Source organism: Pseudomonas sp. LBUM1679, assembly GCF_059695565.1.
In genome coordinates, this window is the sequence record NZ_CP166774.1 from 6,237,589 (window position 1) to 6,249,792 (window position 12,204).

The window sequence follows — 12,204 nt, forward strand, 5'->3', positions numbered from 1 at the left end:
GATGATCGGTTCGGTTCCTCGCGAGGGCCGGCGATAATCGTTCAGCGCCGGTTCAGCGACGAACGGGACGCTTCTGCAGTTTGCGCTGCAGCGTGCGGCGGTGCATGCCCAAGGCGCGGGCCGTGGCGGAGATGTTGCCTTCGTGTTCGGTCAGCACGCGCTGGATGTGTTCCCATTGCAGGCGGTCCACGGACATCGGGTTTTCCGGCACCAGGGTGTCGAGGTCGGCGTGTTCGGACAGCAAAGCCGCCAGCACGTCATCGGCGTCCGCCGGTTTGCACAGGTAATTGCAGGCGCCGCGCTTGATCGCCTCGACGGCGGTGGCGATGCTCGAGTAACCGGTGAGGATCACCACGCGCATTTCCGGGTCCAGCTCCAGCAGCTTGGGCAACAGCACCAGGCCGGAATCGCCGTCCATTTTCAGGTCCAGCGCGGCATAGTCCGGCAGATCGGCCTGGGCGATGATCAGGCCTTCTTCGGCGGAACCGGCGGTGCTGACGCGAAAGCCGCGGCGAGCCATGGCGCGAGCCATGACGCGGGTAAAGGTTGCGTCGTCGTCTACCAGCAACAAATGCGGCAGTTCTTCGCCTTCGCCTTCGACTTGGATATCGTCACTCATGTTCGTCTCCTCGGGCGACACGGGGCAGGCGCAGCTCGGTGAGCGTGCCGCCTTCCTCATGACTGTAGAGTTTCACTGAGCCGCCGGCGCGTGTCACGCTGGCCTTGCTCAAAAACAGGCCCAGGCCGAAACCTTTGCCCTTGGTGGTAAAAAATGGCTTGCCGATCTGCTCGGCAATGGCCAGGGGCACACCGGCACCGTGGTCGCGGATGCTGATGGTCAGGTCCTCGGCATTCCAGTCCAGCGTCACCTGCAGCCCTTCGGGGCACGCATCGGCGGCGTTGTTGAGCAAATTCAGCAGCGCCTGGGTCAGGTCCGGCGGTGGCGCCATGCGTGGCACGGCTCCTTGGCCCAGGCGCTGGAAGCGATAACTGGCTTCCGGACGCATCAGGTGCCAGCGGTTCAGGGCTTCGTCGAGCCAGTCGGTGACGTCCTGCATCTCCACCGCCAACCGGCGATTGGCCTCCGCCGCCCGAACCAGCTGCTGCAAGGTTTCCTTGCAGAGCTTGACCTGATCCTGCAGCACACTCAGATCGTCCTGCAACATCGGGTCGGGATGGTCCTGGCGCATCTCCTTGAGCAACACGCTCATGGTCGCCAATGGCGTACCCAGTTCATGGGCGGCGCCGGCCGCCTGGGTCGCGACGGCCAGCAGCTGCTGGTCGCGCAGGCCCTCTTCGCGACGAATGGCACGCAGCTCTTCCTGACGACGCAACTCTTCGGCCATGCGCGCGGCAAAAAAGGTAATGACCGCCGCGGCCAGGGCGAAACTCAGCCACATCCCGTACACCTGCAGGTTTTCCCGAGCGATCGGGAAGGTTTGCAACGGGTAGAAACGCGCCAGCAACAGGGTGTACATCGTCAACGCGATACCGGACAAAATCACCGAATACCGCCACGGCAAGGTCACCGCGGCGATCGTCAGCGGCACCAGGTAATAAGAGACGAAGGGGTTGGTCGAACCGCCGGAGAAATACAGCAAGGCACTGTGGATGAACAGGTCGCACGCCAGTTGTACGGCGTACTCAAGCTCGGTGACCGGCCACGAGGTGCGCAGGCGAATCGCCGTGAACGCGCACAGCAGCATCGAGCAGCCGAGGGTCGCGGCCAGTTGGAACCAGGGCAGCGGCAGCAGCTCGAGCCAGTAAGCCAGGCCCACGGAACCGGCCTGGGCGGCCAGCACCAACGTGCGGATGAACGTCAGCCGCCAGAGATTCTGGCGAGTCGCGGAAGTGATTTGAACGGGGGCGAGCATGAGCTCTCCTGATGAGCGCTCCAGGCGGATCGCAGGGAGTATAACCAAGCACGGGGGCTGGCAGGCGAAAGTGCGGCAAACGGCCACATGGCACAACGTATTGTGATGCGCCCCCTGTAGGAGCTGGCTTGCCAGCGAAGGCGGTCTCGAGCCTTGCAGCGCCCATGAAAACGCCTTCGCCGGCAAGCCGGCTCCTACAGGTTTGGCGTTTTTCACAACCCCGCGATGCGCGTGCATTCAGGATAAATGTGGCGCCTAGGAGTGCTTCGCTGGCAAGCCAGCTCCTACAGAGAGACCGAGGTTGGCAGCCAACCATCTGTATAGAAGTTGTAACTGTGCGAACCGGATCATTAAAGTTAGAGTCTGATGGTTTCACGCAGGCTCGGACCTTAACCCCTGCGCATCGCCCAAGGAGTTTTCATGCACACATTTCGCCGCAGCGCCGCCCTTCTTGCCCTTAGCGTTGGCGCCGTTGCCAGTCTCCCGGCCCTGGCCGCCGACGAGCTGCATTACAACCAGATCGCCCTGCGCGCCGAAGTCAGTCAGGAAGTGGCCCGCGACCTGATGATCGTGACGCTCTACACCGAAGAACAGAACAGCGACCCGGCCAAACTTGCCGCCGACGTCAGCACTACCATGAACAAGGCGCTGGCCCAGGCCAAGCAGGTCAAGGACATCACCCTGCGCCAGGGCAGCCGCAACAGCTACCCGATCTACGACACCAAGGGCCAGAAAATCACCGGCTGGCGTGAACGCGCCGAACTGCGCCTGGAAAGTTCGGACTTCGCTGCCCTGTCGAAACTGACCGGCGAACTGCTCACCGACCTGAAAATGGGCGGCATGGACTTCGCCATCGCCACGCCAACCCGCAAGGCCAGCGAAGACGCGCTGCTTAAAGACGCGGTCACCGCCTTCAAGGCCCGCGCCCAACTGGCCACCGACGCGCTGGGCGGCAAGGGTTACAAAATCGTCAACCTGAACCTCAACAGCAACGGTTACCCACAGCCGTACATGCGTGGGCCGATGATGATGAAAGCCGCGAGCATGGACAGCGCGCCGGTCACACCGGAAGTTGAAGCGGGCACCAGCCAGGTCAGCATGACGGCGGATGGGGCGATCGAAGTGTTGATGCCTTGATTCGCTAACCAATAAGGAAACGGCGATCACTTGGGTGATCGCCGTTTTTTTTTGCCAGGCCAAAACCCACTGAGTGCCTACAATATGGGTTAGGTATAAATAAGTAACACCGCGCGCCAATCGAGTGCCTCAGGCACTACGATCGCCCTTTGTCTGTGCGCGGGTTGCACCGAAAAAACCCTGCGCAAACGGTCAAATGCGCAGGTAATTATACATTTGCGACATTAAGGTACGTTCGTGCCACTGTTTGAGGCCTCTCGCCATTCAACATCTTGCATTGGGTATGGCCCCTGCATAAGTATCCGCAGGCACGACTCACGAGGTCGTCCTCTAATTCCAAAAATGACAACAAATCATGAGGCCACCATGCTTAAACACGCGGTCATTCCGTTTTTAGTCGGCGCGAGCTTGTTAGCCAGCGCACCCTTCGCCCAAGCCGCGACTAACCTGGTGTTCTGCTCCGAAGGGAGCCCGGCCGGTTTTGATCCTGGTCAGTACACCACCGGAACCGACTTCGACGCCTCTGCAGAAACCATGTTCAACCGCCTGACTCAATTCGAGCGCGGCGGCACCGCCGTTATTCCTGGCCTGGCGACCAGCTGGGACATTTCCCCGGATGTGCTGACCTACACCTTCCACCTGCGTGAAGGCGTCAAGTTCCACACCACCCCGTACTTCAAACCGACTCGTGAGTTCAACGCCGACGACGTGCTGTTCACCTTTAATCGCATGATTAACAAGGATGACCCGTTCCGCAAAGCGTACCCGACCGAATTCCCGTACTTCACCGACATGGCCATGGACACCAACATCGCCAAGGTCGAGAAGGTTGACGATCGCACAGTCAAATTCGTCCTCAACAGCGTCGACGCAGCCTTCATCCAGAACCTGGCCATGAGCTTCGCCTCCATCCAGTCCGCCGAGTACGCGGCCCAGCTGCTCAAGGACGGCAAGCCCGGCGACATCAACCAGAAGCCGATCGGCACTGGCCCGTTCGTGTTCAAGAGCTACCAGAAAGACTCCAACATCCGCTACACCGGAAACAAGGACTACTGGAAGCCTGAAGACGTCAAGATCGACAACCTGATCTTCGCCATCACCACCGACCCGTCGGTACGTATCCAGAAGCTGAAGAAAAACGAGTGCCAGATCACCTTGTTCCCTCGTCCTGCCGACCTCAAGGCACTGCGCGAAGACAAGACCCTGAAGCTGCCGGAACAGGCCGGGTTCAACCTGGGTTACATCGCCTATAACGTCATGCCCGTGCTCAAGGGCCGCACCGACAACAACCCGTTGGCCGACCTGCGGGTCCGTCAGGCGCTGGACATGTCGGTGAACAAGCCACAGATCATCGATTCGGTGTACCAGGGCGCCGGCCAGCTGGCCGTCAACGCCATGCCGCCCACCCAATGGTCCTATGACACCACCATCAAGGATGCCAAGTACGACCCTGAGAAAGCCAAGGAGCTGCTCAAGGAAGCCGGCATCAAGGAAGGGACCCAGATCACGCTGTGGGCCATGCCGGTTCAGCGTCCGTATAACCCGAACGCCAAACTGATGGCAGAAATGCTGCAGTCGGACTGGAAGAAAATCGGTCTGAACGTCAACATCGTCAGCTACGAATGGGGCGAGTACATCAAGCGCTCCAAGGGTGGCGAGAACCAGGCGATGATCATCGGCTGGAGCGGCGACAACGGTGACCCGGACAACTGGCTCAACGTACTGTTCGGCTGCGACTCGCTGAGCGGCAACAACTTCTCCAAATGGTGCGACAAGGACTTTGACAAGCTGGTCAAAGACGCCAAGAAGACACCTGACCAGGCCAAGCGCACCGAACTGTACAAGCAGGCGCAACACCTCCTCAAAGACCAGGTTCCCATGACACCTATCGCTCACTCGACGGTGTTCCAACCCATGCGCGCCAACGTGCAGGATTTCAAGATCAGCCCATTCGGCTTGAACTCCTTCTACGGCGTCAGCGTCAGCAAATAAGGTGGTGCAACGGCGGCGTTTTGACGTCGCCGTTGCGTTGTCTACCGAGAAAGCAGGAAATTGCCTACATCCTGATCCACTGTTTACTACAGCAGCGGTTTCTGACGTGTCGCCTTTTCCTACGAGTCTTTCGGAATCTTCGTATTTACTGCCGGACCCATGGTTCATACCGTCGGGATCTGACCAGTTCAGCCGTGGGTCTTCGGTTATTGCTGCACGTCATGGCTTGAGATCAGTGAGGCCTCCTCGTCCCCGGACGGGAAACGTCTCATTGTCAAAAACACTAATAAAAGGGAGCGTCATGCGCCATTCCTTGGTTTTTTCCGCATTGCTGGGCACCGGCCTGCTGGCCGCCACTTCCATCAGCCAGGCCGCCAGCAACAGCCTGGTGTTCTGCTCCGAAGGCAGCCCGGCGGGCTTCGATACCGCGCAGTACACCACCGCGACCGATAACGACGCGGCCGAGCCGCTGTACAACCGACTGGCAGAATTCGAAAAAGGCGCCACCAACGTAGTCCCGGGGCTGGCAACCCGTTGGGATATTTCCGAGGACGGCCTCAAGTACACCTTTCACCTACGCGAAGGGGTGAAATTTCACACCACTGCCTACTTCAAACCGACCCGCGACTTCAATGCCGATGACGTGCTGTTCACGTTCAATCGCATGCTCGATCCGCAGCAACCCTTCCGTAAGGCTTACCCGACCGAATTCCCGTATTTCAACGGCATGAGCCTGAACAAGAACATCGCCAAGGTCGAAAAGACCGGGCCACTGACCGTGGTCATGACGCTTAACAGCGTGGACGCCGCGTTCATCCAGAACATCGCCATGAGTTTTGCCGCCATTCTTTCGGCCGAATACGCCGATCAGTTGCTGACGTCCGGCAGGCCGAGCGACATCAACCAGAAGCCGGTCGGCACTGGCCCGTTCGTGTTCAAGAGCTACCAGAAAGATTCCAATATCCGGTACACCGGCAACAAGCAGTACTGGGACCCGAGCCGGGTCAAGCTCGACAACCTGATCTTCGCCATCAACACCGACGCCTCGGTGCGGGTGCAGAAGCTCAAGGCCAACGAGTGCCAGATCACGCTGCATCCGCGCCCTGCCGACGTGACTGCGCTGAAGAACGACCCGAAGCTCAAGCTGATCGAGAAGCCTGGTTTCAACCTCGGCTACATCGCGTACAACGTGCGTCACAAGCCATTCGACCAGCTCGAAGTGCGCCAGGCACTGGACATGGCGGTGAACAAGCAAGGCATTCTCAACGCCGTCTACCAGGGTGCCGGCCAACTGGCGGTCAACGCCATGCCGCCGACCCAGTGGTCCTACGATGAGACCATCAAGGACGTCGCCTACAACCCGGAAAAAGCCAGGGAATTGCTCAAGGCCGCCGGCGTCAAGGAAGGCACCGAGATCACCCTCTGGGCGATGCCGGTCCAGCGTCCTTATAACCCCAACGCCAAATTGATGGCCGAGATGCTCCAGGCCGACTGGGCGAAGATCGGTCTCAAGGTCAAGATTGTCAGCTACGAATGGGGCGAGTACATCAAGCGCACCAAGAATGGCGAACACGACGTCAGCCTGATCGGCTGGACCGGTGACAACGGTGACCCGGACAACTGGCTCGGCACGCTTTACAGCTGCGACGCCATTGGCGGCAACAACTACTCCATGTGGTGTGATCCGGCTTACGACAAGCTGATCAAGGAGGCCAAGGTCGTCACCGACCGTGACCAGCGCACCGTGCTCTACAAACAGGCTCAGCAATTGCTCAAGCAGCAAGTGCCGATCACGCCTGTCGCCCACTCGACGGTCAACCAGCCGTTAAGCGCCAAGGTCGAAGGATTCAAGGTGAGTCCTTTCGGCCGTAACGTGTTCTCGGGTGTCAGCCTGGAAAAATAACCGATTAGCCACAACCGCCGGGGGCGCTTGCGCCCTCACGCAAGCGTATTGCCGCAATTCGTCAAATCGACCCGCAGCAAACGTTTGCGATGCCTTGAATGCGTTCTAAACCAATAGCCGGATCACCAAAAAAAGACCGGCATAAAAAAAAGAAACCAAGGAGCTTCACCCATGAAACTGAGCAGCACCGCGTTATTGGCCCTGGCCATCAGCAGCGTCACCGCCACGGCCTACGCAGAATCCCAGAGCCAGGCGTTTACCCCGGTTACCGTGAAAGAGAAAAGTGCCCAAAGTGCAGCCACCGGCTTCGTCGAAGGTCAGTCGATCAGCGGCACCACGCGTAACTGGTATGCGAATGAGCAACTGAAACGGGGCGGCCAGTTCGCTTACAAGAAAAACGGCGTGTCGACCGATACGGATCGCCGGATCAACTGGGTGCAAGGCACCATCATCAAGTACAACTCCGGTTTCACCGAAGGCACCGTGGGCATCAGCACCGAAGTGGCGGCCTACAACGCCATTGCCCTGGATCGTGATCGCAAGGACCTGGCGTCCAACAACGGCGGCGCACCGGGCACGCGTCCAGGCGCGGGCAACAACCGTACCCTGACCGAAGAAGGCGGCGACGCCGTAGACCAGTGGAGCAAGCTCGGCCTGGCCAACGTCAAGGCCCGTGTCTCCAACACCACCCTGACGGCCGGTCGCCAGAACTTCAGCAGCCCGATGGTCGATGTGATCGGTAACCGTCCACTGCCTTCAAGCTTCGAGGGTGTGAGCCTGCACAGCGAAGAGCTGGAGAACCTGTCCTTCGACCTCGGCACCTTCGATCGCAATTCTCCGCGTACGGAACAGAGCCAGCGCAAGTTCCGCACCGAATATGCCAACGGCATCGTTGAAAGCGATCACGTCCACACCGCCGGCATCACCTACACGCCATTTGCCAGCCTGACCACCAGCCTCTGGGCCACCCAGGCCGAAGACATCTGGAACCAGTATTACTTCGGTGCCTCTCACGTACTGGGCGACAGCCAGGTTTTGAGCCTGACCACCGGCCTGAACTACTACAAGACCCAGGAAGAAGGCAAAGCGCTGATCGGCAATATCGACAACGACACCTACTCCCTGTCACTCGGCCTGACCCACCAGGCCCACAGCCTGACCTTCTCGTACCAGGAAATTAACGGTAACGAGTACTTCGACTACCTGCACGAAACCAACGGCATCTACCTGGCCAACTCCCTGCTGTCGGACTTCAACGGCCCGAACGAGAAATCCTTCCAGGTGGCCTACGGTCTGAACATGGCCGAATACGGCGTACCGGGCCTGAAGTTCAACATCTACAGCGCACGCGGCTGGGGGATCGACGGTACTCACTACAAGGGTAACGAAGGCGTGGCGGGCAAAGGCTACGACGGCATCCAGGCCCAGGATGGCGAACATCACCAGGAATACGGCATCGGCGCTGCGTACGCGGTGCAGAGCGGCCCGCTGAAAGCCACTGCGATCCGCGCGACCTACACCACTCACCGCGCCAGCGAAAACCAGGCGGATGGCAGCATCAACGAGTTCCGTCTCGTGACCACCATCCCGTTCAACATTCTGTAAAACCCCCGCCAGACGCCTGACTCATCATGGGTCGGCCGTCTGGCTTGGGTCCTTTAACCGATTGCAGAGGGTTCTTGATGAACATGCTTGCCCTACGTGCGGCCATCGCGGCCGCGTTGCTGAGTGCCGCTGTCGGCGTCTCGGCCAAGCCCTTGGTGGTTTGCACCGAAAACAGCCCGGAAGGCTTTGACACAGCCCTGTACACGACTGCAGTCACCGCCGATGCCGCAGCCGAAACCATCTTCAATCGCCTGGCCGACTTCAAGCCCGGCACCACCGAAGTGATTCCGGCACTGGCCGAATCCTGGGACATCAGCGAGGACGGCCTGACCTACACCTTCCACCTGCGCAAAGGCGTCAGGTTTCACACCACTGACTACTTCAAGCCGACCCGCGACATGAATGCCGACGACGTGCTCTGGAGCTTCCAGCGTCAACTGGACCCGAATCACCCGTGGCACAAACAATCGAGCGTGGGCTTCCCGTACTTTGAAAGCATGGGCTTCAAGGAACTGCTCAAGAGCGTCGACAAAGTTGACGACAACACCGTCAAGTTCACCCTGACCCGTCGCGAAGCGCCGTTCCTGGCCGACATCGCCATGGCGTTCGCCTCGATCTATTCGGCCGAGTACGCCGACCAACTGCTCAAGGCCAACAAAACCGGCGACCTGAACAACAAACCGGTCGGCACCGGCCCGTTCGTTTTCCAGCGCTACAACAAGGACGCCCAGGTTCGCTTCAAGGCCAACCCGGACTACTTCCGTGGCAAGCCGCCGGCAGACGCGCTGATCCTGGCGATCGCCACCGACAACAACGTGCGCCTGCAGAAACTCAAGGCCAACGAGTGCCAGGTTGCGCTGTATCCGAAGCCGGATGACATCCCGAGCATCAAGAAAGACAGCCACCTGAAGGTTGATGAACTGAACGCGATGACCGTTTCGTACATCGCCATGAACACCACCCACAAGTACATGAGCGATGTGCGGGTGCGCAAAGCCATCGACATCGCCTTCGACAAGGAAGCGACGGTCAACGCCCTGTTCGGCAAGGGCAATGCCACGGTGGCAGTCAACCCGTACCCGGACACCTTGCTGGGCTACAACCACACATTGACCAATCCGCCCCGCGACCTGGACAAGGCGCGCGCCTTGCTCAAGGAAGCCGGCGTACCGCAAGGCACGGTGTTTACCCTGTTCACCCGCAACGGTGGTGGAGCGACCAACCCGAACCCGATGCTCGCCGCGCAGATGATGCAGGCTGACCTGGCGAAGATCGGCCTCACGGTCGACATTCGCGTCATGGAATGGGGCGAGATGCTCAAGCGCGCGAAAAATGGCGAACACGACATGGTGGCGGCCGGATGGGCGGGCGATAACGGCGACCCGGATAACTTCCTGACGCCTATGCTCAGTTGCGAGGCTGCTAAAAACGGCGAAAACTACGCGCGCTGGTGCAACGAGAAGTTCCAGGCGTTGCTCGATGAAGCCCGGGCCACAGTGAACCCGGACGAACGCGCGGCGCTCTATGAGCAAGCCCAGGCGATTTTCAACCAGGACCAGCCATGGATCAGCATGGCGCATACCCGTATGTTCACCGCAATGCGCAACAACGTAGAGGGCTATCACATTAGCCCGCTCACCACGAATAACTTCGCCACCACTTCGGTGAAGTAGATAAGAAAATTCCCGGTGTCCCTGACCCCAGGGACGCCGGGCACGCCTAACCGGCTGATGAGGTACACCACACGATGTTTAGTTTTATTGCCCGCCGACTGGGGTTGTTGATCCCTACGTTCTTCGGCATCACCTTGCTGACTTTCGCGTTGATTCGCATGATTCCGGGCGACCCCGTGGAAGTGATGATGGGTGAACGTCGGGTCGACCCCGAAATGCATGCTCAGGCAATGGAACGCCTTGGTCTGAACAAACCCCTGTATGCCCAATACCTGGATTACATCGGCAAACTGGCCCACGGCGATCTCGGCGAATCCCTGCGCACCCGGGAAAGCGTCTGGTCCGAGTTCAGTTCCCTGTTCCCCGCGACCCTGGAGCTGTCCATGGCCGCCCTGCTGTTCGCCGGCATCCTGGGCCTGCTGGCCGGGGTGATCGCGGCACTCAAGCGAGGATCCCTGTTCGACCATGGGGTGATGGGCATCTCCCTGGCGGGGTATTCGATGCCGATCTTCTGGTGGGGCCTGATCCTGATCATGTTCTTCTCGGTGTCCCTGGGTTGGACCCCGGTGTCCGGGCGGATCGACCTGCTCTATGACATCGAGCCACGCACCGGCTTCATGCTCATCGACACCTTGCTGGCCGATGACATGGGCGCGTTCCTGGATGCGTTGCATCACCTGATCCTGCCGGCCATCGTGCTCGGTACCATCCCGCTGGCGGTGATCGCGCGGATGACCCGTTCTTCGATGCTCGAAGTGCTGCGTGAGGACTACATCCGTACCGCCCGCGCCAAAGGCCTGTCGCCGTCGCGCGTGGTGTTCGTCCACGGCCTGCGCAACGCGCTGATTCCGGTGCTGACCGTGGTCGGCCTGCAAGTCGGCACGTTGCTGGCCGGTGCGGTCCTGACCGAAACCATCTTCTCCTGGCCCGGCATCGGCAAATGGCTGATCGAAGCCATTGGCGCACGGGATTATCCCGTGGTGCAGAACGGCATCCTGTTAATCGCCTGCCTGGTGATTCTGGTCAACTTCGTGGTGGACATCCTCTACGGCTTTGCCAACCCACGCATTCGTCATCAGCGCTGAGATCATGACCATGACCACTCCAGCTTCAACTCCAAATCAAGCGGTAACAGTCGATCAAAGCCTGCTTTACCCGTCGCCGTACAAAGAATTCTGGCACGCCTTCTCCCGCAACAAAGGCGCCGTTGCCGGCCTGATGTTCATGCTGCTGGTGATCTTCTGCGCGATCTTCGCGCCGTGGGTCGCGCCGCATAACCCGAGCGAGCAGTACCGCGACTTCCTGCTGACCCCACCGTCCTGGCTGGAAGGCGGGCAGATCCAGTTCCTGCTCGGCACCGATGAACTGGGTCGCGACCTGCTGTCGCGGCTGATCCACGGTTCGCGCCTGTCCCTGCTGATCGGCTTGTCGTCGGTGGTGATGTCGCTGATCCCCGGGATCCTGATGGGGCTGTTCGCCGGGTTCTTCCCGCGTATTTTAGGCCCGACCATCATGCGTCTGATGGACATCATGCTGGCCCTGCCCTCCCTGCTGCTGGCCGTGGCGATTGTCGCCATCCTCGGCCCTGGCCTGATCAACACCATCATTGCCATCGCCGTGGTTTCGTTGCCGTCCTATGTTCGTCTGACCCGCGCCGCGGTGATGGGCGAATTGAACCGCGACTACGTGACCGCCGCGCGCCTGGCCGGTGCCGGTCTGCCACGCCTGATGTTCGTCACGGTGCTGCCCAACTGCATGGCGCCGCTGATCGTTCAGGCCACCTTGAGCTTTTCCTCGGCGATTCTCGATGCCGCGGCACTGGGCTTCCTCGGCCTTGGCGTACAACCGCCAACCCCGGAGTGGGGCACCATGCTGGCTTCGGCTCGCGACTACATCGAACGCGCCTGGTGGGTGGTAAGTCTGCCTGGCCTGACCATTTTGCTCAGCGTGCTGGCAATCAACTTGATGGGCGACGGCTTGCGCGATGCGCTGGACCCGAAACTCAAGAACGCCGCCTGAG

General features: G+C 60.0%; 9 protein-coding genes. 7 read left to right on the forward strand and 2 right to left on the reverse strand.

Annotated features, from left to right (window positions below; genetic code table 11):
• Positions 1-52: 52 nt before the first annotated feature.
• Together ACA062_RS28475 and ACA062_RS28480 are read right to left on the reverse strand one after the other, a co-directional pair.
• Positions 53-619, reverse strand: a complete 567-nt coding sequence (locus ACA062_RS28475) for a response regulator transcription factor (protein ID WP_497454005.1) — start codon at positions 617-619, stop codon at positions 53-55.
• Positions 612-1,874 carry an ATP-binding protein gene (locus tag ACA062_RS28480; RefSeq protein WP_497454006.1) on the reverse strand — a complete coding sequence of 421 codons (1,263 nt, stop codon included), beginning with the start codon at positions 1,872-1,874 and terminating at the stop codon, positions 612-614. Before ACA062_RS28480 ends, ACA062_RS28475 begins: the two co-directional genes overlap by 8 nt.
• 420 nt (positions 1,875-2,294) lie before the next feature.
• Between ACA062_RS28480 and ACA062_RS28485 the strand changes: the two genes are divergently transcribed.
• From ACA062_RS28485 to ACA062_RS28515, 7 genes are all read left to right on the forward strand, one after another.
• On the forward strand, positions 2,295-3,011 hold the full coding sequence (locus ACA062_RS28485) for an SIMPL domain-containing protein (protein WP_497454007.1): 717 nt from the start codon (positions 2,295-2,297) through the stop codon (positions 3,009-3,011).
• A 366-nt stretch (positions 3,012-3,377) separates the two neighbouring features.
• Positions 3,378-5,003, forward strand: a complete 1,626-nt coding sequence (locus ACA062_RS28490; RefSeq protein WP_497454008.1) for an ABC transporter substrate-binding protein — start codon at positions 3,378-3,380, stop codon at positions 5,001-5,003.
• Positions 5,004-5,304: 301 nt separating this feature from the next.
• Positions 5,305-6,906, forward strand: a complete 1,602-nt coding sequence (locus ACA062_RS28495) for an ABC transporter substrate-binding protein (RefSeq protein ID WP_497454009.1) — start codon at positions 5,305-5,307, stop codon at positions 6,904-6,906.
• 171 nt (positions 6,907-7,077) lie between these two features.
• Positions 7,078-8,511, forward strand: a complete 1,434-nt coding sequence (locus tag ACA062_RS28500) for an OprD family porin (protein WP_497454010.1) — start codon at positions 7,078-7,080, stop codon at positions 8,509-8,511.
• Positions 8,512-8,588: 77 nt separating this feature from the next.
• Positions 8,589-10,184: an ABC transporter substrate-binding protein gene (locus ACA062_RS28505; protein ID WP_497454011.1), complete on the forward strand. Its 1,596-nt coding sequence runs from the start codon at positions 8,589-8,591 to the stop codon at positions 10,182-10,184.
• Between the two features lie 74 nt (positions 10,185-10,258).
• Positions 10,259-11,269 carry an ABC transporter permease subunit gene (locus tag ACA062_RS28510; RefSeq protein ID WP_497454012.1) on the forward strand — a complete coding sequence of 337 codons (1,011 nt, stop codon included), beginning with the start codon at positions 10,259-10,261 and terminating at the stop codon, positions 11,267-11,269.
• Positions 11,270-11,279: 10 nt separating this feature from the next.
• A complete protein-coding gene (locus tag ACA062_RS28515) occupies positions 11,280-12,203 on the forward strand; it encodes an ABC transporter permease subunit (RefSeq protein WP_497454013.1) in 924 nt (307 codons plus the stop codon).
• Position 12,204: the final 1 nt, after the last annotated feature.

Bases quoted from the DNA above. Each gene is read 5' to 3' on its own strand.
- ACA062_RS28495 (WP_497454009.1), top strand. From the start codon at position 5,305: ATGCGCCATTCCTTGGTTTTTTCCGCATTGCTGGGCACCGGCCTGCTG.
- ACA062_RS28490 (WP_497454008.1), top strand. From the start codon at position 3,378: ATGCTTAAACACGCGGTCATTCCGTTTTTAGTCGGCGCGAGCTTGTTA.
- ACA062_RS28485 (WP_497454007.1), top strand. From the start codon at position 2,295: ATGCACACATTTCGCCGCAGCGCCGCCCTTCTTGCCCTTAGCGTTGGC.
- ACA062_RS28480 (WP_497454006.1), bottom strand. From the start codon at position 1,874: ATGCTCGCCCCCGTTCAAATCACTTCCGCGACTCGCCAGAATCTCTGG.
- ACA062_RS28500 (WP_497454010.1), top strand. From the start codon at position 7,078: ATGAAACTGAGCAGCACCGCGTTATTGGCCCTGGCCATCAGCAGCGTC.
- ACA062_RS28515 (WP_497454013.1), top strand. From the start codon at position 11,280: ATGACCACTCCAGCTTCAACTCCAAATCAAGCGGTAACAGTCGATCAA.
- ACA062_RS28475 (WP_497454005.1), bottom strand. From the start codon at position 619: ATGAGTGACGATATCCAAGTCGAAGGCGAAGGCGAAGAACTGCCGCAT.
- ACA062_RS28510 (WP_497454012.1), top strand. From the start codon at position 10,259: ATGTTTAGTTTTATTGCCCGCCGACTGGGGTTGTTGATCCCTACGTTC.
- ACA062_RS28505 (WP_497454011.1), top strand. From the start codon at position 8,589: ATGAACATGCTTGCCCTACGTGCGGCCATCGCGGCCGCGTTGCTGAGT.